The 22,590-nt window shown below is 67.3% G+C and carries 22 protein-coding genes; 14 read left to right on the top strand and 8 right to left on the bottom strand.

Translation table 11 applies throughout. The annotated features are described in order from the left end of the window. Positions 1-6 precede the first annotated feature (6 nt). Positions 7-1,200, bottom strand: a complete 1,194-nt coding sequence (locus JHD80_RS15060; protein ID WP_199088749.1) for an ABC transporter substrate-binding protein — start codon at positions 1,198-1,200, stop codon at positions 7-9. Between the two features lie 138 nt (positions 1,201-1,338). Then, positions 1,339-2,511, bottom strand: a complete 1,173-nt coding sequence (gene pobA / locus JHD80_RS15065; protein ID WP_199088751.1) for a 4-hydroxybenzoate 3-monooxygenase — start codon at positions 2,509-2,511, stop codon at positions 1,339-1,341. Between the two features lie 133 nt (positions 2,512-2,644). Between pobA and JHD80_RS15070 the strand changes: the two genes are divergently transcribed. Then, the gene (locus JHD80_RS15070; protein WP_199088754.1) at positions 2,645-3,520 is read left to right on the top strand and encodes a helix-turn-helix domain-containing protein; all 876 of its coding nucleotides are present in this window, start codon (positions 2,645-2,647) and stop codon (positions 3,518-3,520) included. Between the two features lie 6 nt (positions 3,521-3,526). On the opposite strand, the gene pcaDC is transcribed toward JHD80_RS15070, so the two are convergent. The 5 genes from pcaDC to JHD80_RS15095 all read right to left on the bottom strand — a co-directional run bounded on the left by pcaDC (position 3,527) and on the right by JHD80_RS15095 (position 7,846). Further along, positions 3,527-4,708 carry a bifunctional 3-oxoadipate enol-lactonase/4-carboxymuconolactone decarboxylase PcaDC gene (gene pcaDC / locus JHD80_RS29285; RefSeq protein WP_199088756.1) on the bottom strand — a complete coding sequence of 394 codons (1,182 nt, stop codon included), beginning with the start codon at positions 4,706-4,708 and terminating at the stop codon, positions 3,527-3,529. Between the two features lie 10 nt (positions 4,709-4,718). Further along, positions 4,719-5,858, bottom strand: coding sequence for a lyase family protein (locus JHD80_RS15080; RefSeq protein WP_199088758.1), 1,140 nt, complete (start codon positions 5,856-5,858; stop codon positions 4,719-4,721). Continuing rightward, the gene (locus JHD80_RS15085) at positions 5,855-6,517 is read right to left on the bottom strand and encodes a 3-oxoacid CoA-transferase subunit B (protein WP_199088760.1); all 663 of its coding nucleotides are present in this window, start codon (positions 6,515-6,517) and stop codon (positions 5,855-5,857) included. Before JHD80_RS15085 ends, JHD80_RS15080 begins: the two co-directional genes overlap by 4 nt. Then, entirely contained in the window at positions 6,517-7,227 is a 711-nt protein-coding gene (locus JHD80_RS15090; RefSeq protein ID WP_199088767.1) for a CoA transferase subunit A, read from the bottom strand. Before JHD80_RS15090 ends, JHD80_RS15085 begins: the two co-directional genes overlap by 1 nt. Before the next feature lie 184 nt (positions 7,228-7,411). Continuing rightward, complete coding sequence (locus tag JHD80_RS15095; protein ID WP_199088790.1) at positions 7,412-7,846, bottom strand: PACE efflux transporter; 435 nt, start codon at positions 7,844-7,846, stop codon at positions 7,412-7,414. Between the two features lie 94 nt (positions 7,847-7,940). Between JHD80_RS15095 and JHD80_RS15100 the strand changes: the two genes are divergently transcribed. The 5 genes from JHD80_RS15100 (at position 7,941) to JHD80_RS15120 (ending at position 13,606) form a co-directional block, all read left to right on the top strand. Continuing rightward, complete coding sequence (locus tag JHD80_RS15100; protein WP_199088769.1) at positions 7,941-8,828, top strand: LysR family transcriptional regulator; 888 nt, start codon at positions 7,941-7,943, stop codon at positions 8,826-8,828. A 246-nt stretch (positions 8,829-9,074) separates the two neighbouring features. Then, entirely contained in the window at positions 9,075-10,640 is a 1,566-nt protein-coding gene (locus JHD80_RS15105) for an ABC transporter substrate-binding protein (RefSeq protein ID WP_199088774.1), read from the top strand. A 103-nt stretch (positions 10,641-10,743) separates the two neighbouring features. Next, on the top strand, positions 10,744-11,685 hold the full coding sequence (locus JHD80_RS15110) for an ABC transporter permease (protein ID WP_199088776.1): 942 nt from the start codon (positions 10,744-10,746) through the stop codon (positions 11,683-11,685). Between the two features lie 10 nt (positions 11,686-11,695). Further along, positions 11,696-12,541: an ABC transporter permease gene (locus JHD80_RS15115; protein ID WP_199088777.1), complete on the top strand. Its 846-nt coding sequence runs from the start codon at positions 11,696-11,698 to the stop codon at positions 12,539-12,541. A gap of 78 nt (positions 12,542-12,619) precedes the next feature. Next, positions 12,620-13,606 (top strand): MurR/RpiR family transcriptional regulator, encoded by a 987-nt coding sequence (locus tag JHD80_RS15120; protein WP_199088778.1) that lies wholly within the window; start codon positions 12,620-12,622, stop codon positions 13,604-13,606. Between the two features lie 15 nt (positions 13,607-13,621). Here JHD80_RS15120 and JHD80_RS15125 read toward each other — a convergent pair whose 3' ends face one another. Beyond that, the gene (locus tag JHD80_RS15125) at positions 13,622-14,494 is read right to left on the bottom strand and encodes a MurR/RpiR family transcriptional regulator (RefSeq protein WP_199088779.1); all 873 of its coding nucleotides are present in this window, start codon (positions 14,492-14,494) and stop codon (positions 13,622-13,624) included. A 96-nt stretch (positions 14,495-14,590) separates the two neighbouring features. On the opposite strand from JHD80_RS15125, the gene JHD80_RS15130 reads away from it, so the two are divergent. The 8 genes from JHD80_RS15130 to JHD80_RS15165 form a co-directional block, all read left to right on the top strand. Further along, positions 14,591-16,204: an ABC transporter substrate-binding protein gene (locus JHD80_RS15130; protein ID WP_199088780.1), complete on the top strand. Its 1,614-nt coding sequence runs from the start codon at positions 14,591-14,593 to the stop codon at positions 16,202-16,204. 225 nt (positions 16,205-16,429) lie between these two features. Next, the gene (locus tag JHD80_RS15135; protein ID WP_038363661.1) at positions 16,430-17,407 is read left to right on the top strand and encodes an ABC transporter permease; all 978 of its coding nucleotides are present in this window, start codon (positions 16,430-16,432) and stop codon (positions 17,405-17,407) included. Further along, complete coding sequence (locus tag JHD80_RS15140; protein ID WP_199088781.1) at positions 17,404-18,312, top strand: ABC transporter permease; 909 nt, start codon at positions 17,404-17,406, stop codon at positions 18,310-18,312. Before JHD80_RS15135 ends, JHD80_RS15140 begins: the two co-directional genes overlap by 4 nt. Next, a complete protein-coding gene (locus tag JHD80_RS15145; RefSeq protein WP_199088784.1) occupies positions 18,309-19,289 on the top strand; it encodes an ABC transporter ATP-binding protein in 981 nt (326 codons plus the stop codon). The genes JHD80_RS15140 and JHD80_RS15145 overlap by 4 nt, the downstream gene beginning before the upstream one ends. Then, positions 19,286-20,317 carry an ABC transporter ATP-binding protein gene (locus JHD80_RS15150; RefSeq protein WP_199088785.1) on the top strand — a complete coding sequence of 344 codons (1,032 nt, stop codon included), beginning with the start codon at positions 19,286-19,288 and terminating at the stop codon, positions 20,315-20,317. Before JHD80_RS15145 ends, JHD80_RS15150 begins: the two co-directional genes overlap by 4 nt. Continuing rightward, positions 20,314-21,189, top strand: coding sequence for an alpha/beta hydrolase (locus JHD80_RS15155; RefSeq protein WP_199088787.1), 876 nt, complete (start codon positions 20,314-20,316; stop codon positions 21,187-21,189). Before JHD80_RS15150 ends, JHD80_RS15155 begins: the two co-directional genes overlap by 4 nt. A 198-nt stretch (positions 21,190-21,387) precedes the next feature. Then, positions 21,388-22,029 carry an outer membrane protein gene (locus tag JHD80_RS15160; protein WP_199088788.1) on the top strand — a complete coding sequence of 214 codons (642 nt, stop codon included), beginning with the start codon at positions 21,388-21,390 and terminating at the stop codon, positions 22,027-22,029. Positions 22,030-22,196: 167 nt separating this feature from the next. Continuing rightward, a partial coding sequence (locus JHD80_RS15165) for a response regulator transcription factor (protein ID WP_199088789.1) occupies positions 22,197-22,590 on the top strand: 394 nt, incomplete at its 3' end.

The raw sequence follows: 22,590 nt of genomic DNA on the forward strand, positions 1-22,590 counted from the left end.
AGGCCGTTACTTCGTCAGGCCGGAATCTTTTTGCTCCGGCACGCTGGCGATCTCCTTGTTGATCCAGCGGCCCTGCGCGTCCTTCGCGACTTCGCGCAGATAGATCGTCTGGGTGATGTGGCGGGTTTCGGGATCGATCTTGACCGGGCCGCGCGGGCTTTCCCAGCCGAGACCCTTCACCGCCTCGACCGCCTTTTCGGCATCCTGCTTGCCGGCGGTGGCCGCGATCATCTTGGAGATCACGAACAGGCCGTCATAGGCGCCGACCGCCGGGAAGGAGAGGAGATCGGGCGCGCCGATCGCCTTTTCGCCCGCGGCGACGAAGCGCTTGTTGATCTCTGATTCATGCGAGACCGCGTAGTGGAACGAGGTGATCAAACCGGCGGCCGCTTCGCCGAGAGCGGGCAGGTCCGATTCCTGGGTCAGGTCGCCCGGCGCGAAGAGCTTGACGCCCGCCTTCTTCAGGCCGGTGTCGCTGAAGGCCTTGACGAAGCCGAGCGTCGGAGGGCCCGACGGCAGGAAGGCGAAGACGCCTTCGGCCCCGGCATCGCGGATGCGCTGCATGATCGGGCTGAACTCGGTGGTGTTGAGGGGGATGCGGATCGCTTCCTTGACCTCGCCGCCGGCCGCCTCGATCGCCTTCTTGAAGGCGCCCTCGGCATCGACGCCCGGGCCGTAATCGCTGACGATCGAGACGAATTTCTTGACGCCGCGCTCCACCGCCGCCTTGCCGAGCGGCGTGGTGGTCTGAGAGAGGGTGAAGGAGGTGCGCACCACCAGCGGCGAGGAGGTCATGATCGCCGAGGTCGCGGCGTTGAAGATCACCAGCGGGACATTGCCCTGCTTCAGGAGCGGCGTGATCGCCATCGCGTCCGGCGTGAAATAGACGCCGCCGAGATATTGCACCTTGTCGCGGACGATCAGTTCCTGCGCCAGCGCGCGGGCCTGCTGCGGATTGGCCGTCGGCAGGTCGCGGTAGACCAGCTCGATATCGTGGCCGGCGACGCTCTTGCCGTTCTGCGCCAGCCAGGCCTCGGCGCCGGCCTGGAAGTTCTTGCCCTGCAGGGCGAAGGGGCCGGAGAACGGCCCGATGATGCCGACCTTGATCGTGTCCGCCATGGCGGAGGCACCGAGCGTGAGTGCACCGGCCAGCGCCAGCGCGCCCGCGGGCAGCCATCTGTTCAGGAAACCCTTGGTCATTCCATCTCCTCCCGATCCTGCCTGCGATCCCGCAAAGGCCTTGCGGGGACCGAAGCTCTAGCTGCTCGGGCCGGTCGCCGCCATGGCGCCGCGCCTCTTGTTCTCACCAACGCAATTTTCTGCCGTGGGGCAATGCCCTCAATAAGGCAAGCCGACATAGTTCTCGGCGACGGCCGTCGCCGCCGCGCGGGAATGGACGAGGTAATCGAATTCCGCTTCCTGGATGCGCCGATCGAAGCCGTCCCGCTCCGGGAAACGATGCAGCAGGTTGGTCATCCACCAGGAGAAGCGCTCGGCCTTCCAGACCCGGGCGAGCGCGCGGGCCGAATAGCCGTCGAGACCGGCCTGCGAGCCGTCGCGATAGTGCTCGCGGAAGGCGTCGAAGAGATAGCGGATGTCGCTGGCGGCAAGATTCAGACCCTTGGCGCCGGTCGGCGGCACGATATGGGCCGCGTCACCGGCGAGGAAGAGCCGGCCGAAGCGCATCGGTTCGGCGACGAAAGAGCGCAGCGGCGCGATGCTCTTTTCAAGCGAGGGGCCGGTCTGCAGGGCGTCGGCGACTTCCGCCGGCAGGCGCCGACGCAACTCGTCGAAGAAGGCGTCGTCGGACCAGTTCTCGACCTTCTCGCCCAAGGGGACCTGGACATAGTAGCGGCTGCGCTCGACCGAACGCATCGAGCAGAGCGCGAAGCCGCGCTCGTGATTGGCATAGACCAGTTCATGTGCAGCCGGCGGCCGGTCGACCAGCAGGCCGAGCCAGCCGAAGGGATAGACGCGCTCGAAATTCTGCAGGGAATGTGCGGGGACCGAGGCGCGCGAGACGCCGTGATAGCCGTCGCAGCCGGCGATGAAATCGCAGTGCAGCTCCTGCTCCCGCCCGTTCGCGCGGAAAGTGACGCGCGGCGTGGCGCCATCGAAATCGTGGAGCGCGACATTCTCGGCCTCGTAGATCGTCGGGCGGCCCAGCGCCTGACGAGCCTCGATCAGGTCGCGCGTCACCTCGGTCTGGCCGTAGACGGTCACCGTCCTGCCGCCGCTGAGGTCCTTGAGGTCGAGGCGGTGCAGCGCGCCATGGAAGGCGAGCGAGAAGCCGTCATGGACGAGGCCTTCCTGATCGAGGCGCTCGCCGACGCCGGCCTCGTGCAGGAGATCGACCATGCCCTGTTCGAGCACGCCGGCACGAATCCGCGACAGCACATAGTCGGCGCTGCGCCGTTCAAGGATGACGTTGTCGATGCCGGCGCGCGACAGGAGCTGCCCGAGCAGCAATCCCGCGGGCCCGGCGCCGATGATGGCGACCTGCGTCCGCATTGTTCTTCTTTGCCTCCCGCGGAGGGATGGTTTGCACCGTTCGATCCGCGCGAGGAGGCTAGCCCCTTAAACACTGTTGACGGAATGGAGGAAACGCGCAGTGTCTTGGACAAATCGATCTTGGGGTCATGACATGCCCGGTAGAAGCGTCCCCGCCTACTGGCTCTATGGCGAACGCCTGACCGAGCGCTTTCCCGACGCATTGCATATCGAGCCGATCGTGGCACGCAGCTCCCTGCATGGCTGGACGATCCAGCCGCATATGCATCACGATCTCTTCCAGTTCTTTCTCGTCACGGCGGGTGGAGGGCGCACGCGCGTGGACGGGCGCGAGCAAGCGCTGTCGCCCGGTTCGGTGCTGTTGCTGCCGCCCTCGACCATCCATGAATTCGCCTTCCTTGACGATACGGACGGCTTCGTCGCCAGCACGGCGGCAACCTCGCTGAAGCGCCTGTTCGACAACGAGCCGGATGCGCGCGCGCTGCTCGGAGCGCCTGCGGTGTTGTTGATGGCCGAGGCGAGCCCGGAGATGGCGACACTCGAAAGCCTGATGCAGCTCGCCATGCGCGAGTTTTCGGCGAACCTGCCGGCGCGGGAATTTTCGCTCGCCGCCTATGCCGATCTCATCGCCACCTGGTTCGTGCGCGCGATGCGCGGGGCGAGGACGCAGGGAGAGCCCGTCAAGGACCCGCGCGCCGGGCTCGTGCGCCGTTTCGTCGAGCGGGTCGAGACGCGCTTCCAGCATCATGATTCGCTCGATGACCACGCACGGGAACTGGGCGTTTCCGTGCCGCATCTCTCGCGCTCTTGCCGGGAGCTTTTGGGCCGTTCGGCCGCGCGGGTCATCCAGGACCGGCTGATGATCGAGGCGCGGCGCGACCTCGTCTACACCGCGATGTCGATCTCGCAGATCTCGTTCCGGCTGGGCTTTTCCGATCCCGCCTATTTCTCGCGCTTCTTCGCCAAGAGGGCGGGGGTGTCGCCCTCGGACTACCGGGCGAAGGCCTGAGATAGCTCAGCCGGCCGCCTCGATCTCCTTGATCACCGCGGCGGCCTCGGCAAAGGCGGTGTTGCCGGCGGGGACGCCGGCATAGATCGCCGTCTGCATCAGTACTTCCTTGAGGTCGTCCTGCGTGAAGCCGCCGCGCGTCAACCCGGCGCGGACGTGCAGGCGGAATTCCTCCCAGCGGCCGAGGCTCGCGGTGATGGCGAGGACAAGCAGGCGGCGGGTGCGGTCGTCGAGGCCGGGCCGGCTCCAGATCTCCTGCCAGGCGATGCGGGTGATCATCGCCTGGAACTCGGCGTTGAAGGGCGTGCGGTTGGCAAGCGAGCGGTCGACCCAGGCGTCGCCGAGCACGCGGCGGCGGTTCTTGAGACCGGCTTCAAAGAGGGTCTCCGCCGCGTCCTGCGTATCCTGGCCCGGCGTGAGGGAGGCGCGCAGGGCTCCAGCGAGAGCGGCGGGCGCTTCGAGCGGGGCGAGATGGCCGCAATCGAGCTGCTCAAGCGCAGCGCCGGGGATCGCGGCGACGAGGTTCTCGCCATGGCCGGCAAAAGGGGTCGAGGCGTCGCGCTCGCCGACGACGACCAGCGTCGGGCAGGCGAGGGCTGGGATGCGGCCGATCAGTTCCATGTCACGGATCGCGGCGCCGGCCCCGGCATAGCCTTCGCGGTTCATGGCGACGAGGTTGCGCCGCACGCTCTCCGCCACGGCGGGCTGCCCGGCCGTGAAGGCCGGTGAGAGGAAGCGCTGCATCGCGAGATCGGCGATCGCGGCCGTGCCTCCCGCGCGGACCTTCGTGATCCGGTCCTGCCAGGCCGCCTTGTCCATGGTTGCGGAGGTGCAGATCAGAGCCAGCGCCGAGACCCGCTCCGGCCGCGAGAGGGCAAGCTCCATCGCGATCATGCCGCCGAGCGAGACACCGGCCACTGCCGCCTGCGCGATGCCGGCTGCGTCCATGACGGCGGCGACGTCGTCCGCCAGCATGGCGAGCGTGTAGTCGCCGTCCGGAGCATCGGAGGCGCCGTGACCGCGCGTGTCGAGGCGCAAGGTTCGGAACGAGCCGAGCAGGGCGGGCATGGCCGCGTCCCACAAGCCGAGATCGGTGCCGATCGAGTTCAGCAGGACGAGTGCCGGCCTGCCCTCGGTGCCTTCCAGCTTCCAGTAGATGCGGGCGCCGTTGCTCGTAGCAAAAGGCATCGTGCGTTCCTCAGTCGTTCGGGGCGAGCAGCGCGGCAACCAGCGCCGCGCTCTCGCCGATATCGTTGCCGAGCCCGGCTGCCGCGAGATTGCGGGCGATGGCGGCCTCGTCGATGTCCAGCCCTTCCGCGACCGTCGCCATGGCATCGGCCGCGCCGGCCGCGAGCAGGAAGAGCTCGGCCAGCGACGGGCCTTCCGCCTGCCAGCCGCCGAGGCCGCGTTCCTGCTCTGCGGGCAGGCCGGCGAGGATGCCGGCAACGAGGCCGGGCGCGCGCAGGCTTGCCGAAAGCGCGACCTGGCAGCCGGTCGGGTTGCGCTTATGCGCCATGGCGGAGGAACCGCCCCGGCCGGGAATGGCGGGCTCGCGGGCTTCGCCGACACCGTTCTGGGCCAAAAGCGAAACGTCGCGCGCCATCTTGCCGAGCGTGCCGATCACGATGGCCAGCGCCGTTGCGATGCCGGCAATGCCGCCACGGCGGGCATGCCAGGGCGGCGAGTCGGGCAGGCCGAGCGCTGCGGCGAGACGGGCGGACACGGCTGCCGCCTTGCCTTCAAGGCCGGCGCGAGAGCCGGCCGCGCCGCCGAACTGCTGGGTGGCGCCTGCCTCGACCTCGCGGCGAAGGCGGGCGGTCGCTTCGGTAATGCCGGCCTGCCAATGCGCAATGCGCAGGCCGAACCCGATCGGTAGCGCGTCTTGCAGCAGCGTCCGGCCTATGGCCGGAGTTGCCGCATGGCGTCGGGCCAGCGCGGCGAGCGCCGTCGTGACACGGCTCAGATCACTGCCGAGCAAGCCGCCGGCTGCGCGGATCTGGCACGTCAGGATGGTGTCGGCGACATCCTGGCTGGTCGCGCCCTTGTGCAGGGCTTTTGCGGCGTCGCCGCTCAGCGCGGCGCGCAAGCGCGCCACGAGGGGAATCGCCAGCGTGCCGGCGAGCGCCGCTTCCTCGGCCAATTCGGCGGGATCGATCGCGATCGTGGCGCAAAGCGTGGCGATGGCTTCGGCCGCCTCGGTGCCGATCAGGCCCTCGGCCGCCTCGGCGCGTGCAAGCTCGGCCTCGAAGGCGAGGGCATGACGCAATGTGGCCGCGTCCGAGAACGCGGCCAGCATGGCTGGGGTGGTCGCCGGCCGGGCGCGGAGAAGCGCGCTCACGCGGCCTTTGCGAGGCTTGGCGCGACGCTGAAGGTGGCTTCCGTCTTGGCCTTGACCTCGTCGAGGCTGACGCCTGGGGCGAGCTCGATCAGGGTCAGGCCGCCGCCATTGGCCTTGTCGCAGGTCATCACGCAGAGATCGGTGATGATCATGTCGACCACGCCCGCGCCGGTGAGCGGCAGCGAGCAGCGCTCCAGCACCTTGGATTCGCCCGCCTTGTTGGCGTGATCCATCACGACGATGACCTTCTTGACGCCGGCGACGAGGTCCATCGCGCCGCCCATGCCCTTCACCATCTTGCCGGGGATGGTCCAGTTGGCGATGTCGCCATTGGCCGCCACTTCCATGGCGCCGAGGATGGTCAGGTCGATATGGCCGCCGCGGATCATCGCGAAGCTATCGGCCGAGGAGAAGAAGCTTGAGCTCGGCAGGATCGTGATCGTCTGCTTGCCGGCATTGATCAGGTCGGGGTCGGCCTCGCCCTCATAGGGGAAGGGTCCGATGCCGAGCAGGCCGTTCTCGGACTGCAAGGTGACGTCGACGCCCTCCGGGATGTAGTTCGCCACCAGCGTCGGGATGCCGATGCCGAGATTGACGTAGAAGCCGTCCTTGAGCTCCTTGGCGGCGCGCGCGGCCACCTCCTCGCGGGTCCAGGCCATCAGGCTGCCTCCCTCTTGCGCTCGGTCAGCTTCTCGATGCGCTTCTCGTTGATCGTGCTCTTGATGACGCGGTCGACATAGATGCCGGGGGTATGGATCGCCTCGGGATCGAGCGAGCCGACCGGGACGATCTCCTCGACCTCGGCCACGGTCACCTTGCCGGCGGTGGCCATGTTCGGATTGAAGTTCCGCGCGGTCTTCCGATAGACGAGGTTGCCGGCGGTATCGGCCTTCCAGGCCTTGACGATGGCGAGATCGGCCTTGAGCCAGGTCTCGCGGACATAGAGCTGTCCTTCGAACTCCTCGACCGGCTTGCCTTCGGCGACGACCGTGCCGACGCCGGTCTTGGTGTAGAAGGCCGGGATGCCGGCGCCGCCGGCGCGGATGCGCTCGGCCAGCGTGCCCTGGGGGTTCAGTTCCAACTCCAGCTCGCCGGCAAGATATTGCTGCTCGAACAGCTTGTTCTCGCCGACATAGGACGCGATCATCTTCTTGATCTGGCGGGTCTGCAGCAGCATCCACAGGCCGAAGCCATCGGCGCCGGCATTGTTCGAGATCACGGTGATGTTCTTCACGCCGGAATCGCGGATCTCGGGGATCAGGCTCTCGGGATTGCCCGACAGGCCGAAGCCGCCGGACATGATCGTCATTCCGTCGAAGAGCAGCCCTTCGAGCGCGGCGGCCGGGCCGTCATAGATCTTACCTGTCATCGTTCCTCCCAAGGCGCGGCCTGCTGCCGCGACATGCATTTGCGCCGAGGCAGGCAGGCCGCCCCGGAGGTTCCGGCGCGATCAGAATACGATCGCCCGCGAATGTCCATGGCTGCCGTAGCATAGACAGGCCGGCGGCGGGGAGGGCCTTCGTCGATGTGGCGACCCGAGGTTGCGGGAAGGCTCAGGCCGGGGCCATCCGCGGCCGCGCCGGGACGGGAAATAGCCGGTCATAGGCCAGATTGAACAGGAAGGCGTAGACCACGTAGAAAACCACGATGGCGAGGTCCATCACGAAGGTCTGCCACAGGCCCATGCCGAGATACCAGGCCATCGGCGGCAGCAGCAGGACCAGCAATCCGCCTTCGAACAGCAGCGCGTGCAGCACGCGCTGCGCCAGGTTCTTGCGGGTGTGCCCGGCGAAGCGGAGCATCGCGTGGTCGAAGCCGAGATTGTAGACGAAGTTCCAGAGCGTCGCGACGGTGGCCGAGCCGACGCCGATCACGCCCATATGGGTCGCCGGCAGGTTGAAGAGCATGGCGCCGCCGGGGATCACCAGCGCCAGCCCGATGATCTCGAACATCACCGTGTGGCGAACCCGGTCAGGGAAGGAGCGCATGGACATCTAAAACACCTGTCGTTCTCGTTGACGCCGTGCCTTCTATCGCTAAACCTGGTTATCTCAAGTTAGGTTGTATCTGGATATCAGATAGATGAATCCCTCCTTCGAGCAGCTCGAGGCCTTCGTTGCGGCGGCCGAGCAGGGCTCCTTCTCTGCGGCGGGCCGCACGCTGCGCAAGGCGCAGTCTGCGGTGAGCACGCAGGTCGCCAATCTGGAGGAAGATCTGGGCGTCGCGCTGTTCAGCCGGGCCGGGCGCAATCCCGTGCTGACGGCGGCGGGCGAGCGGCTGCTGCGCGAGGCGAAGGTGATCCTGGATCGCCGTGCGCATCTGATCGGCGTCGCCAGCAGCTTCGAGAGCCATGTCGAGACGCGGCTCGTCGTCGCCATCGACGAGCTCTACCCGGAGCATCTGCTCGGCGCGCTCTTCGCCGATTTCGCGCGGCATTTTCCGCATGTCGAGCTGGAGCTGCTGTTCCCGCTGATGGAGGATGTCAGCCAGCTCGTGTTGGCGGGGCAGGCCGATATCGGGGTGATGTGGCGCCAGGAAGTGCTGCCGCCGGAGCTCGGGTTCCAGACGGTCGGCTGGGTGCCGATCAAGCTCGTCTGCGGCAAGGGCCATCCGCTCGCCGGCACGCGCGTGGACTGGGAAGACTTGAAGCGCCATCGCCAGATCCTCGTAGCGGCGCGCGGCGACGGGCCGGAAAAGCAGCGCCTGCGCGTCGCTGCCGAGGTCTGGTGGGTCGAGAGCCACTGGGTGATCCTGCAACTGGTCAAGCAGGGCATCGGCTGGGCCTTCGTCTCCGGCTATGTCATCGCGAATTCGCCAGTGACTGCCGATCTCGTGACGCCGGACCTGCAGTTCGACGATTTCGACCTGCCGGTGGCGCTGGAGATGGTCTGGCATAAGCAGCGCCCTTGCGGCCCGGCAGCGCATTGGCTGCGCGCGCGCTTCGCGGCGGCACGCATCGGGGTGGCCTGAGCATCCCCGGAGCCGCCTTCTCCAGCATTTTGGAGAGCCGCGCCGGCACTCCATAGGTCTGTTTCCGGAATTAAATTACATCTTGGTAGCCTCGGCATGAGAAGTCGTCGGGCTCACTTCGCAGGATAAGGCGGTTTTTACGCCGCTTTGGCCAAATCGCGATTGCGCCCCAACTCCCGATAAGATAAGAAATTCGTAATAAAATTTCATAACGCCGCGAATGGCGGCTTCTACCGGGGAGTGATCATGCAGAACGATGTCCTGTCTCGTGGCGGTCTGACGCGCCGTGGTCTGGGCGGCCTTGCCGCCGGCCTCGCGGCCTCGACGATGCTTGCCCCGGTATCGGCTCTGGCGCAGAGCGTTTCGAGCGCGAACCTCGCCATGGTCGGAGAACCGCAGTCGCTCGATCCGATGGCTTCGACCGCCGATCTCGTCGGCACGATCATGCAGCATGTCTACGAGCCGCTGTTCACCTTCGACGCCAACTGGGCGATCCGGCCGATGCTGGCGGCGGCGCAGCCGGCCGTCTCGGCCGACGGCAAGACCTATGCGATCGAACTGCGCAAGGGCGTGAAACTCCATAACGGCCGCGAGCTCGATGCCGAGGACGTGGTCGCCTCGCTGAAGCGCTGGCTCGACATGACGCCGCGCGGCAAGGGCCTCGCCAAGAGCATCGCCAGCCTGACTGCCAAGGGGCCGACGAGCGTCGAGATCGTACTCGGCAAGGTCGAGCCGGCGCTGCTGGCGCATCTCGCCCTGCCGTCGGGCTTCGCCGCGATCATGGCGAAGGAATCGATCGCCAACCCGCTCACCGAATTCGTCGGCACCGGTCCCTACAAGTTCCGCGAGCGCAAGCCCGACCAGTTCGTCGTCCTCGTCAAGCACGATGGTTATGCCTCGCGCAGCGAGCCGGCCTCCGGCTATGCCGGCAAGCGCGAGGCCAAGATCGACGAATTGCGCTTCATCCCGGTGCCGAACGCCAATACCCGCGTCGAGGGCGTGATCGCCGGCCAATACCAGTTCTCCGACCAGCTCCCGGTCGAGGCCTTCAAGAAGCTCTCCGGCGCCAGCGCGGCGCGGGCGGTGCTGACCATGCCCTTCGGCTTCCCCTATTTCCCGACCAACACCAAGCAGGGGCCGATGGCCGATGTGAAGGTCCGTCAGGCCTTCCAGATGGCGCTCGACCTCGAAGAGGTGCTGATGGCCGGCTTCGGCGATCCGAAGTTCTTCGCGCTGGCGCCCGAGCATTTCCCGAAGGGTTCGCCGTTCTTCTCGGAAGCCGGCAAGGACAAGTACAGCAAGGCCGATGCCGCCGGCGCCAAGAAGCTGCTTGCGGAGGCCAAGTATGACGGTACGCCGATCCGCATCCTGAACTCGAAGCAGTACGACTTCCATCACCGCATGGCGCTGGTGATGGCCGAGCAGATGAAGGCGGCTGGCTTCAAGGTGCAGCTCGACGTGGTCGACTGGGCGACGCTGATCCAGCGCCGCGGCGACGCCGCGCTCTGGGACATCTACATCACCCATTCGGCCTTCCTGCCCGAGCCGATGCTCTCGCCGCCGCAGCTCGGCGACGGTGCGCCCGGCTGGTGGTCGAGCCCGGCCAAGGACGCGGCGCTCGCCGCCTTCAATGCCGAGCCCGATCCGTCCAAGCGCGGCGCGCTCTGGGCCAAGGTCCAGCAGGTCGTCTATGACGAGGTGCCCTATATCCGCGCCGGCAATTTCGCCGCGCTTTCCGGCGCCTCGGCCAAGATGAAGGATTTCGCGGCGATGCCGTGGCCGTCCTTCTGGAACGTCGAACTGGGCAAGTGATTCCGCGGGATCACCGTCGCATCTGACGTCTCTCCGGCGCGGTCACGCCCGCGCCGTTTCTCCATTCCCGAAACGCCTGCCTCCAGCCAACGGAGCGTATCCGATGCTTGCGCATCTCGGACGCCGGTTCGCCGGCCTGCTGCTCGTGCTTTTCATCGTCGCCGCAATGGTCTTCTTCCTGACGCGGCTGGCCCCCGGCGACCCGGCCGCGCTGATGCTCGGCGACCAGGCCACGGCCGAGGACATCGCCAAGCTGCGCACCGCCTACGGGCTCGACAAGCCATTGGTGGTGCAGTTCGTGCTCTGGCTGAAGGAGGTCGCGAGCGGCAATCTCGGCCATTCGATCTTCCTGCAGCGTCCGGTGACGCAAGCCCTGCTCGAACGGGCCGAGCCGACCTTCTTCCTGGCGCTGTTCTCTCTGGCGATCGCGACTGCGATCGGCGTGCCCGCCGGCATCGCCTCGGCGGTCTGGCGCGGGCGCCCGATCGACCAGGCGGTCAGCGGGCTTGCGATGCTCGCGGCGAATATCCCGAGTTTCTGGCTTGGGCTGCTCTTCATCCAGCTCTTCGCAGTCAAGCTCGGCTGGTTCCCGGTCGCCGGCTACGGCGCGCCGGAGGCCGGCCTTGCCGAGCGGCTCCAGCACCTGCTGCTGCCTTCCGCCGTGCTCGGTGTGGTCAATTCGGCGCTGATCACGCGCTTCACCCGCGCCAGCATGCTCGACATCCTCAGTGCCGATTTCCTGCGCACGGCGCGGGCCAAGGGTCTGTCCGAGCGGCGGGTGCTGCTGGAGCATGCCTTCCGCAACATCCTCGTGCCCGTCATCACCGTGCTCGGCCTGACGCTGGCGCTGCTGATCGGCGGCGCAATCGTCACCGAGACGGTGTTCGGCCTGCCCGGCATCGGCAATCTCGTGGTCTCCGCCGTGCTGCGGCGCGACTATCCGGTGATCCAGGGCGCGCTGCTCGCAGTCGCCGCGATCTATGTCCTGATCAATCTTCTCATCGACCTGATCTACACGCTGGTCGATCCGCGCGTCCGTTACTGAGGGGGCGACGATGAGCTCACCTGTCCTCGCCTTCTGCCGCAGCCTGTTCCGGCGCAAGCTGGTGCTCGTCGCGGCCCTCGTGCTGCTGATCGCCTTCGTGCTCGCGGTGTTCGCGCCCTGGCTTTCGCCCTTCGACCCCGGCGCGATGCGCGTGGTCCGGCGCCTGCGCCCGCCGAGCGAAGTCAACTGGTTCGGCACCGACGAGCTCGGCCGCGACATCTTCTCGCGGGTGGTCTGGGGCGCGCGCGCCTCGCTCGGCATCGGCTTTTCGGTGGTCGTGATCTCGGTCACTTTGGGCGCGGCGCTGGGACTTGTGGCCGGTTATTTCAAGCGGCTGGACGGGCCGATCATGCGGCTGGTCGACGCGCTGATGTCGCTGCCCGACATCCTGCTGGCGATCTTCCTCGTCGCGGTGCTCGGCGCCTCGGCCGGTAATGTCGTGCTGGCGCTGTCGATCGTCTACACGCCGCGCGTGGTCCGCGTCATCCGCGCCTCGACACTGGTGGTGCGCGAGATGCCCTTCGTCGAATCCGCCCGCTCGATCGGCGCCTCGACGGCGCGCATCCTGTCGATCCATCTCCTGCCCAATATCGCCTCGCCGGTGCTGGTCCAGGCAACCTTCATCTTCGCCTATGCGGTTCTTGCCGAGGCCGGGCTTTCCTTCCTTGGCGCGGGCGTGCCGCCGGAGGTGCCGACCTGGGGCACGATGATCGCGTCCGGCCAGCAATTCGCGGATGACGCCTTCTGGCTCGTCGCCTTTCCGGGCCTGGCCATCGTGTTCGTGGCCCTCTCGCTGCAGATTGTCGGTGATGGCTTGCGCGACATGCTGGACCCGCGGCTCAGAAAGGCGCTGTGATGGCCATCGGGCCGCAACACCACCCGCAGCCCGGCCCCGGCCGGCCTGCATGATCGTCTCCAACCGAAGGCTTGCGGCATGACGCGCGCATCCGAAGCCACCGACACCATCGGCCGGGTTGCCGGGGCCGAGGAAACGGTCGGCGCATCCGATATCCTCAGCGCGATCCGGGCCGGGCTCGAAACGATGTCCGAGAGCCAGCGGCGCGTCGGGCGGCTGATCCTCGACGATCCGGACTGGGCGGTGAAGGCCAATGTCGAGGATATCGCGGCCCGGGCCGGGGTCAGCGCCCCGACCATCGTGCGCTTCGCCCGTGCCGCCGGCTGCGAGGGCCTGCGGGATCTCAAGCTGAAACTGGCCGGCGCGCTGGCGCTGGGCGCGCCGTTCCTGCACCGCTCGGTGCATGTCGGCGAGACCGCCGGCGATGTCGTGCGCAACGTCACGGGCAGCGTGACCACCGTCATCGCCGAATGGCAGCGTCGGCTCGACCCGGCCGAGCTCGACCGGGCGGCGGCAGCGATCAAGCGGGCGCGCCGGATCGACTGCCTCGGCACCGGCGCGACCTCGCATTTCCTGGCGCAGGACCTGCAGGCACGGCTCTTCCGCCTCGGCCTGACCGCGAACGCCTTCTCGGACGCACATTTCCAGCTCGTCGCGGCAGCGACGCTGACCTCGGCCGATGTGCTCGTCGCGATCTCCTTCGTCGGGCGGATGCCGGCGCTGTTGCGCGCCGTCGAGGTCGGGCGGGAGCGGGGCGCGACCGTGATCGTCCTGACGCAGACGGGGACGCCGCTCGCCGAGCTCGGGCATATCGTGCTGCCGATCGACGTGCCGCGCGACGCGACCATGCTGGTCGGGACCGACGCCTATATCGTGCAGCTCATCGCGATCGAGGTGCTGATGATCCTCGTTGGCCTGCGACAGGGGCCCGGGCTGATCGCGCGGATGAACGATCTCCAGCACGTTCTCAACACCTATGGTGTCGATCGCGAGGATCCGTCCGTGCTGCATTCGGGCTGGCGGCAGATGCTGGAGCCTGCGGACGGCACGCCCGATACCGAGTGACGCCGGTGCTGCCGGCTATTGGTGGAAGGTCCAGAGCAGGCTTTCGCTGAGCTCCTTGAGGGCTTCGACCGCGTCGGGCCGTTCGCGCGCGATCGCCGCGATGAGCGCATCGGCAAGCGCGAAGACCGCGGTCGGCGAGTTCGGCAACAATCGGCTGCGGGCGGGCGCGAACAGGGTGACGTCGGCAATCGGAGCGAGTGGCGAAGTCGGGCTGTCCGTCAGGGTGAGCAGCGCCGCGCCGCGCTTCTTGGCGAAACTGGCGAGATCCAGCGTGGCGCGGGAATAACGCGGTACCGAGATCGCGACGACGAGATCGTCCGGCCGCGCCGACATCATGTGCCGGATGGCGCGTTCCGGGCCGGTGCGCGATGACGCGAAGATCACGTCGGCATCGAGATAGAGCGCTAGCCCGTCTTCCAGGAAGGAGGCGACATGGTGGCTGGCGCCGGAAGCCGCGATGAAGACGCGCGGCGCCTTCAGCAGCAATGCGACGGCCTTGGTCACGGAGGCTTCATCGAGACCGTCGCGGGCGGCCTGGAGATTGGCGTTCTGGTCGGCGAGCGCGGCGGTGAAGGTCGCGAAGGTCGAGCCCGCGGCTGAGCGGGCGCCGGCAAAGCTGTCGACCGGGTCATGGGCGAATTTCAGGGCGGCGGAGAGCGCACCGCGGAACTCGCCGTAACCGCCATAACCCAACGCCCTGACGAAGCGCGTCACGGTCGCGTTGGAGGTGCCGCTGCCCTCGGCCAACCCCTCGATCGTCATGGTCGCCACGTCGAGCGGGTGTTGCAGCACGAAATCGGCGGCGCGGCGGTGGCCACTGCTCAGCGACGGGTAGACCTGCGCGATCCGGTTGGAGAGATCCGTCGTCGGCTTCAGGCCCTGTGACATGCGCGGCTACCCGATTGACGTTCGAAAATTTTCATGTTTGCTACTAGACGAAAATAAAGCTGTCAAAAGCGGTTTCAATCGGGAGCGGATCCTATCATGCGTAAACCCCTATTCCTCGCGGCTTTCGCGGCCGCCTGCCTTGCCGGCACAGCCGTATCCGCGCAGACGCTGCGCATCGCGCTGGCCTCGGAGCCGACGGCGGTCGATCCGCATTACCACGATCTCACCCCCAACAATGCGCTGGCTCAGCACATCTTCGACTCGCTGGTGCGCCAGGACGAGCAGCAGAAGCTGCATCCCAGCCTCGCGGCTTCCTGGGAGAACGATGGCAAGAACCGCTGGACCTTCAAGCTGCGCGACGGCGTGAAGTTCTCGAACGGCAAGCCCTTCACCGCCGAGGACGTGGTCTTCACCTTCTGCCGGACGCTGAAGAACGAGACCAAGGTCTCGGATTCCTTCGCCGACGTCACCGGCAATTTCGCCGCCGTCGAAGCGCCCGATCCGCAGACGCTGGTGATCACCACCACCAATCCCGAGCCGCTGCTGCCGAACCTGCTCTCGGCGCTTCCCATCCTCTCGGCCTCCATCGTCGAGCACGGCACGATCAGCTACGATGTCGCCAAGAATTGCGGCGTCACCGGCCCCTGGCCGACGGTCAGCGGCTTCAACGACGGCACGCTCGCCATCGGGACCGGGCCCTACAAGCTCAAGTCCTATGTGCGGGGATCGGCGATCGAGCTCGAGCGCAACCCGAGCTATTGGGGCAAGGCCGAGCCCTGGGCGACGGTCCGCCTGCTGCCGGTGACCAATGCCGGCCCGCGCCTCGCAGGCCTGCTCGCCGGCGACTACGACGTGATCGAGAACCCGGCGGCGCGCGACCTCGGCCGGATCAAGGACGACAAGCGCTTCGGCCATGTCATCACCCCCTCGACCCGCGTGGTCTATTTCCAGCTCGACGTCGCCCGCGACCAGAGCCCCTTCGTCAAGTCGGAGGACGGCAAGAACCCGCTGAAGGACCTGCGTGTCCGCAAGGCGATGTCGCTGGCCATCGACCGCGACGCCATCGTCAAGCGCATCATGGACGGCGCGGCCGAGCCGGCCTACCAGTACCTGCCGACCGGCATGTTCGGCACGCAGGCCAAGCCGGAGAAGCTGGCCTATGACCCGGCGCAGGCTAAGAAGCTGCTCGCCGAGGCCGGCTATGCCAAGGGCTTCCAGCTCACGCTCTCGACCACCAACGACCGCTACATCAACGACAGCCAGATCACCCAGGCCGTCGCGCAGTACCTGACCCAGGTCGGCATCAAGGCCGAGGTCGATGCGATGACGCGGGCGATCTACTTCCCGCGCCGCGCCAAGAAGGAATTCTCGGTCGCGATCGGCGGCTGGGGCTCCGGCACCGGCGAGGCGGCCTCCTTCCTGCGGCAGTGGCCGCCGACCCCGAACGAGGCCAAGACCCTCGGCGGCTCGAATTACGGCGGCTACAAGAACGACCAGTTCGACAAGGTCATCCGCGAGGCCGTCACCACGCTCGACGACGCCAAGCGCGACCAGCTCCTGCAGGAGGCCGGCAAGCTCGTCCTCGCCGACTACGCCTTCATTCCGATCCATTTCGAGAGCGGCATCTGGGCCTTCAAGTCCGAGCTCGACGTCACGGGCCGCGCCGACCAGTACATGCTGGCGATGTCGGTGAAGCCGAAGGCGAAGTGAAGTCGGAAAGGCTCCGATGGCTCATGGCAGCCTTCGGAGCCTGCCGGGTTTCCTTGGAAATGCGCGTCATCCCGGACGCAGCGAAGCGGCGTTCCGGGACCCATCGTAGGGCGTGGCGCTTGACGATGGATCCCGGGTCAAGCCCGGGATGACACTCTCCGCCGTGAACGGCGAAAGAACCTCCTCTTTGTCCATCTCATCACAGAACCATCCCGGTCCGACCCCATGACCGCCTATGTCCTGCAGCGATTGATCCAGAGCGTGCTCGTGCTGCTCGCGGTCTCGGTCGTGGTGTTCTTCGCCGTCTACGGCATCGGCGACCCCGTCGAATTGCTCGTCTCGCCCTCTGCCAGCGCGGCCGAGCGCGAGGCGCTGGTCCGGCGCCTGGGCCTCGACCTGCCGGTCTGGCAGCAATATTTCGTCTTCATGGGCAATGCGCTCAAGGGCGATCTCGGCCGTTCCTTCGTGCATGGCGTGCCTGCGATCGAGCTCATCCTCGGGCGCCTGCCTGCGACCTTCGAGCTCGTCCTGCTCTCGATGACGCTGGCGATCGTCACCGGCGTGCCGCTCGGGCTCTATGCCGGGCTCGACCAGGACAGCCGGCCCTCGCGCATCATCATGGGCGCCACCGTCCTCGGCTTCTCGCTGCCGAGCTTCTGGAAAGGCATGATGCTGATCCTGCTCTTCGCGGTGGTCCTCCACTGGCTGCCCACGGCCGGGCGCGGCGAGACGGTCTCGGTCCTGGGCATCCGGACCAGCCTCCTGACCTGGGACGGGCTCGTCCATCTCGCCTTGCCGGCGATCAACCTCGCCATTCCCCAGATCGCGCTGATGACCCGCCTCGTCGCCGCCGGCACGAGCGAGGCGATGACGCAGGACTACGTCAAATATGCCCGCGCCAAGGGCGTCAGGCCGCGCCGCGTCGTCGGGCGGCATGTGCTGCGCAACATTCTGATCCCGGTCGTCACCGTCGTCGGCATCGAGTTCGGCAGCCTCGTCGCCTTCTCGACGATCACCGAGACGGTCTTCGCCTGGCCGGGCATGGGCAAGCTGCTGATCGACTCGGTCTACCAGCTCGATCGGCCCGTCGTCGTCGCCTATGTGCTGCTGGCGACGCTGCTCTTCGTCACCGTGAACTTCCTCGTCGACATCCTCTATGCCGCGCTTGATCCGCGGGTGAAGCTGACCGGAGAGATGGCATGAGCGCCCAGGCGAAAGCTCCCGCCGTCCCTGCCTATGCCGAGACGCCGCTGCGCGAAAAGGTGCTGCGGCGCATCCGCAGCCGCCCGACGACGCGCGGCGCCGCGATCCTACTCGGCATCATGGTCGCGCTGGCCCTGCTCGCGCCGGTCATCGCGCCGCAAAACCCGCATGACCTCGCCTCGCTCAGCGTGATGGACAACCGCCTGCCGCCGGGGGATGCCGGCATGAACGGCATGACCTATTGGCTCGGCACAGACTCGCAGGGCCGCGACATGCTGAGCGCGATCCTCTACGGCCTGCGCACCAGCCTGATGGTCGGGCTCACCGCGACGCTGGGCGCGCTCTTCATCGGCATCTCGGCCGGGCTGGTGGCCGCGCAGTTCGGCGGGGTGGTCGATGCCGTGATCATGCGCGTCGTCGATTTCATGCTCGGCTTTCCCTCGATCCTGATCGCGCTCGTGCTGCTCGCCTCGATCGGGCGCGGCGTCGACAAGGTCATCCTCGCGATCGTCTTGGTGCAATGGGCGCAATATGCCCGGCTGATGCGCGCCTCGGCGCTGGTCGAGCGGCGCAAGGAATATATCGAGGCGGCACTGAATTTCGGCCTGCCGACCCGGCACATCATGATCGCGCATCTGCTGCCGAACTCGGTGGGCTCGGTGCTGGTCGTCGCCTCGATCAGCATCGCCGGCGCGATCACGCTGGAGGCGACGCTCTCCTTCCTCGGCGTCGGCGTGCCGGTGACGCAGCCCTCGCTCGGCCTGCTGATCGCCAACGGCTTCGAATTCCTGCTCTCCGGCGAATACTGGATCGCGGTCTTCCCCGGCATCGCGCTGGTGCTGCTGATCGTCTCGCTCAACCTCGTCGGCGACCGGCTGCGCCGCAGCTTCAACGTGCGCTCATGAGTGAACCCTTGCTCGATGTCCGCGGCTTGCGGACCGTCTTCCACGCGCTGGACGGCGCCTGGCCCGCCGTCGACGGCGTCGATCTCAGCGTCTCGCGCGGCGAGGTGCTGGGACTGGTCGGCGAATCCGGCTCCGGCAAATCGGTGACCGGCTTCTCGCTGGTGCGCCTGATCGACCCGCCGGGCGAGATCGTCGCCGGCACGGTGAGCTTCGGTGGCGAGGATCTGCGCGCGGCTTCCGAGGAGCGTCTGCGGAGCCTCCGCGGCGACCGCATCGCCATGATCTTTCAGGACCCGCTGATGACGCTGAACCCGGTGCTCAGCATCGGCGAGCAGATGAGCGAGGCGATCCTGGAGCATCGCGACTGCAGCCGCGAGGAAGCGCTCAGCGAAGCCGCGAAGGCGCTGGCCCGCGTCGGCATCTCCTCGCCGGAGGCGCGGCTGAAGCAGTTCCCGCACGAATTCTCCGGCGGCATGCGCCAGCGCGTCGCGATCGCGACCGCGCTGCTCAATGCGCCCGATCTGATCATCGCCGACGAGCCGACCACGGCGCTCGACGTCACCATCCAGAGCCAGATCCTCTTCGAGGTGCAGAAGCTCGCCCGCGAGACCGGGACGGCGGTGCTCTGGATCACGCATGACCTCGCCGTGGTGGCCGAGCTCGCCGACCGGGTGGCGGTGATGTATGCCGGCCGCGTCGTCGAGATCGGACCGGTCGACGAGGTGCTCGACGCACCGCGCCATCCCTATACGCTCGGCCTGCTCCATTCCTCTGCCGCCAATGTTCTGCCTGGCGAGCGCCTGAACCAGATCGATGGCGTCGCTCCGCGCATCGACGCCCGGCCCAGCGGCTGCCCGTTCCGCCCGCGCTGTCCGCGCGTCCAGTCGGTCTGTTCAGAGCGTGATCCCGAGACGACAGGCGAGGGCGCGCATCGCTTCCGCTGCCACAATCCGGTGCCGGTGGGAGAAGCGGCATGAGTGCTTCGACAAGTGCTTCGACGACCGCCCCGATCATCGAGCTCAAGGGCATCACCAAACATTTCCGCCGCAAGCCGACTTTGGCGGAACGCATCCTGATGGCGACCGGGCGCGGCAAGGCGCCGCCGGTGCTGCGCGCCGTCGACGGCATCGATCTCAGCGTCAAGCGCGGCGAGGTGCTCGGCCTCGTCGGCGAATCCGGCTGCGGCAAATCCACGCTGGCGCGCGTCGTCACCGGCATCCTGAAGCCGACGGCCGGCGAGGTGGTCTACGAGCAGCGGCCGGTCGTGGGGCTCAAGGGCCAGGAGCGGCTCGATTTCCTGCTGAAGGTCCAGATGATCTTCCAGGACCCTTACGCTTCGCTCGATCCGCGCATGAAGGTCAGCCGCATCGTCGGCGAGGCCTTGAGCATCCACAAGCTCCTGCCCAAGGCGGAGATCGATGGGGCGGTGGACCAGGCGCTGAGCGAGGTCGGGCTGGATCTCGCCTATCGCGAGCGTTATCCGCACCAGTTCTCCGGGGGCCAGCGCCAGCGCATCGGCATCGCTCGGGCGCTCGCGGTCAAGCCGGATTTCCTGGTCTGCGACGAGCCGGTCTCGGCGCTCGACGTCTCGATCCAGGCGCAGGTCATCAACCTGTTCATGGATGTGCGCGAGCGCCATGGCCTGACCTATCTCTTCGTCAGCCATGATCTCGGCCTCGTCCGGCATATCAGCGACCGCGTCGCGATCATGTATCTCGGCCGTATCGTCGAGGTCGGTACGGCGGCTGATATCTTCGCCGAGCCGGCGCATCCCTATAGCGCCGCGCTGATCGCGGCGATTCCGTCAGCGGCGCGGCGCAAGCGCGCCTTCCAGCCGCTCAAGGGCGAGTTGCCCTCTCCATTGGCGCCGCCGCCCGGCTGCCCGTTCCATCCGCGCTGCGATAAGGCGATGGCGGTCTGCCGCGAGGTCCGGCCGGTCCTCACCGAGATCGCGCCCGGCCGCAGCGCCGCCTGCCATCTGCACAAGGCTCCGGAGGCCGCATGATCACGAAAACCCTGAACGCGCCGGTCGGACGCAGCACGCTGCCCTTCATCGACGCGAGCCATCCCGACAAGCCGCTGGAGGTGAATGTCTACCGCCCGGCGCGGCACCAGCCGAATAATCCCGTGATCGTCGTGCAGCACGGCATGCTGCGCAATGGCGACGAATACCGCGATTTCTGGATCGATGCGGCCGAGAAGCACAACCTGCTGATCGTCGCGCCGACCTTCCCGAACGAGCCTTTTCCGAAGGCCGAGGGCTACAACAATGGCCTCGTGGTTTCGGCGGAGGGCGCGATCGCGCCGCGCCCCGAATGGCTCTATGCAGTGCCCGGCCGCGTGCTTGATGCGCTGCGCGCTGCCGGCGTGATCGACAAGCCGGTGATCCGCATCTTCGGGCACTCCGCCGGCGGCCAGTTCGTGCATCGCATGCTGGCGACGGAAGGCGGGGCGCTGTTCGAAGCGGCGATGGCCTCCAATCCCGGCTGGTACACCCTGCCCACGCCGGAGCGGCATTTCCCCGAAGGCCTCGGCGGGCTTGGTCTCGACGCGGCGGCCCTGACGCGCTGGCTCGCCTATCCGATGATCCTGTTTGCGGGGGACCGCGACATCGTCACCGACGATCCGAACCTGCCGGCGCAGCCCGAGGCGCTGGCGCAGGGGCCGCATCGCTACGGCCGCGCCCATTTCATGCTGGATTTCGGCAAGACGGAAGCGGCGCGCCTCGGCGTGCCCTGCAACTGGCAACTGATCACGGTGGCCGGCATCGGCCATGACGGGGCGGCGATGTCGCGCGCGGCTGCGTCCTACTGGTTCGAGGGCGGCCGGATTCCGCCGGCCGAAGAGCTCGGCAAGCAAGCCGCTCCGGTTCTCTGATCGACTTCGATCAGGCCCTGTCCGTCTCGGGCGGGGCCTTTTTCGACATCGCTGCGCTCCGGCCGCCAGTGCCGCCGGAATGGGCAACCTTGCCGTAATCTTCGTCCGCAATCTGCGCATGCCGGCCCGCTCCGATCCACGGAGCCGAATCGGCTGGCAGATGTGTCGGCGGCGAGGAGCCCCCGCAAGGAGTCATCGATGTCTCGTATTCTTCCTCTGGCCGGCCTCGGCCTGATGGCCCTGTTCGCGCTGCCCGCATATGCGGCGGACCGTGCCCGGCCACGGCCCCAGGAATGGCCGGCCTATTCGGCGCCGCGCGCCTATAACTGGAACGGCTTCTATGTCGGCGCCCATGCCGGCGGCGCCTTCGACCGCTTCAACGGCGTCAGCAAGAAGAGCCGCAACGAAATGCTGCTCGGCGGCCAGGTCGGCTACAACGTCCAGATGGGCACGATGCTGTTCGGCCTCGAAAGCGACCTGTCGATGAACGGCTTCGGCAAGGGTTCGAAGCGCGGCGGCGGAACCTCTGCCGACATGCGCTATGTCGGGACGCTGAAGGCGCGTGCCGGCGTCACCTTCGATCGCCTGCTGGTCTATGGCACGGGTGGTCTCGCCTATGGCAGCATCAAGGCAAGCGACGGCCTCGTCTCCAAGACGCGCGGCAAGACCGGCTATGTCGTCGGCGCCGGTGCCGAATACGGCATCACCGACAACCTCTCCGCCAAGGTCGAATACAATTACGTCTCGCTCGGCAAGGACAATTTCCAGCTCGGCAACGGCCGCACGCGGGTGGGTGTCAACGAGCACCTGGTCAAGGCCGGCCTGAACTACCGGTTCTGATCGCGAAGGCTCCGGGCCGGCCCGTAAGCCGGCCCGGTACGGGTTGCGGGATCGCGCGTGCGTCGCTGTCGCGCCGGCCGCAACCGGTCATGGGTGGAGCGTCATGTCTGGATTTGTCGCCCCTTCTCCGACATGACGTTCCATCCATGCATCACGACGGATGTGGCATGCGCGCTTTGATTGTCGAGGACGAGCCCGAGCTCATGTCCTATCTCTCGCTCCTGCTGACCAATGCGGGGCTGGTCGTGGATCGCACGGATACCGTCGAGACCGCGCTCGCGGCCCTGCGGACGGCGCCGTTCGACATCGCCGTCGTCGATCGGCGCCTGCCGGACGGCGACGGTCTGTCGATCGTCAAGGCGATGGCGAACGCCGAGAACCGTCCGGCCTTCCTGATGCTGACGGCGCGCGACGCCAAGCCCGACGTGATCGAAGGGCTGAACGGCGGTGCCGACGATTATCTCGTCAAGCCGTTCGAGCCGGGCGAATTGATCGCGCGGGTCCGCGTTCTCGCACGTCGGCGCAATCCCAAGCGCTCTCTTGTCCTCAGCGCCGGAAACC

Origin of the sequence: Allobosea sp. ASV33 (assembly GCF_016428755.1) — a bacterium.
Taxonomy (GTDB): Bacteria; Pseudomonadota; Alphaproteobacteria; order Rhizobiales; family Beijerinckiaceae; genus Allobosea.

Bases quoted from the DNA above. Each gene is read 5' to 3' on its own strand.
- JHD80_RS15140 (WP_199088781.1), top strand. From the start codon at position 17,404: ATGAGCGCCCAGGCGAAAGCTCCCGCCGTCCCTGCCTATGCCGAGACG.
- JHD80_RS15090 (WP_199088767.1), bottom strand. From the start codon at position 7,227: ATGACAGGTAAGATCTATGACGGCCCGGCCGCCGCGCTCGAAGGGCTG.
- pcaDC (WP_199088756.1), bottom strand. From the start codon at position 4,708: ATGCCTTTTGCTACGAGCAACGGCGCCCGCATCTACTGGAAGCTGGAA.
- JHD80_RS15060 (WP_199088749.1), bottom strand. From the start codon at position 1,200: ATGACCAAGGGTTTCCTGAACAGATGGCTGCCCGCGGGCGCGCTGGCG.
- pobA (WP_199088751.1), bottom strand. From the start codon at position 2,511: ATGCGGACGCAGGTCGCCATCATCGGCGCCGGGCCCGCGGGATTGCTG.
- JHD80_RS15135 (WP_038363661.1), top strand. From the start codon at position 16,430: ATGACCGCCTATGTCCTGCAGCGATTGATCCAGAGCGTGCTCGTGCTG.
- JHD80_RS15160 (WP_199088788.1), top strand. From the start codon at position 21,388: ATGTCTCGTATTCTTCCTCTGGCCGGCCTCGGCCTGATGGCCCTGTTC.
- JHD80_RS15095 (WP_199088790.1), bottom strand. From the start codon at position 7,846: ATGCGCTCCTTCCCTGACCGGGTTCGCCACACGGTGATGTTCGAGATC.
- JHD80_RS15125 (WP_199088779.1), bottom strand. From the start codon at position 14,494: ATGTCACAGGGCCTGAAGCCGACGACGGATCTCTCCAACCGGATCGCG.
- JHD80_RS15130 (WP_199088780.1), top strand. From the start codon at position 14,591: ATGCGTAAACCCCTATTCCTCGCGGCTTTCGCGGCCGCCTGCCTTGCC.
- JHD80_RS15155 (WP_199088787.1), top strand. From the start codon at position 20,314: ATGATCACGAAAACCCTGAACGCGCCGGTCGGACGCAGCACGCTGCCC.
- JHD80_RS15105 (WP_199088774.1), top strand. From the start codon at position 9,075: ATGCAGAACGATGTCCTGTCTCGTGGCGGTCTGACGCGCCGTGGTCTG.
- JHD80_RS15110 (WP_199088776.1), top strand. From the start codon at position 10,744: ATGCTTGCGCATCTCGGACGCCGGTTCGCCGGCCTGCTGCTCGTGCTT.
- JHD80_RS15100 (WP_199088769.1), top strand. From the start codon at position 7,941: ATGAATCCCTCCTTCGAGCAGCTCGAGGCCTTCGTTGCGGCGGCCGAG.
- JHD80_RS15150 (WP_199088785.1), top strand. From the start codon at position 19,286: ATGAGTGCTTCGACAAGTGCTTCGACGACCGCCCCGATCATCGAGCTC.
- JHD80_RS15145 (WP_199088784.1), top strand. From the start codon at position 18,309: ATGAGTGAACCCTTGCTCGATGTCCGCGGCTTGCGGACCGTCTTCCAC.
- JHD80_RS15085 (WP_199088760.1), bottom strand. From the start codon at position 6,517: ATGGCCTGGACCCGCGAGGAGGTGGCCGCGCGCGCCGCCAAGGAGCTC.
- JHD80_RS15115 (WP_199088777.1), top strand. From the start codon at position 11,696: ATGAGCTCACCTGTCCTCGCCTTCTGCCGCAGCCTGTTCCGGCGCAAG.
- JHD80_RS15120 (WP_199088778.1), top strand. From the start codon at position 12,620: ATGACGCGCGCATCCGAAGCCACCGACACCATCGGCCGGGTTGCCGGG.
- JHD80_RS15070 (WP_199088754.1), top strand. From the start codon at position 2,645: ATGCCCGGTAGAAGCGTCCCCGCCTACTGGCTCTATGGCGAACGCCTG.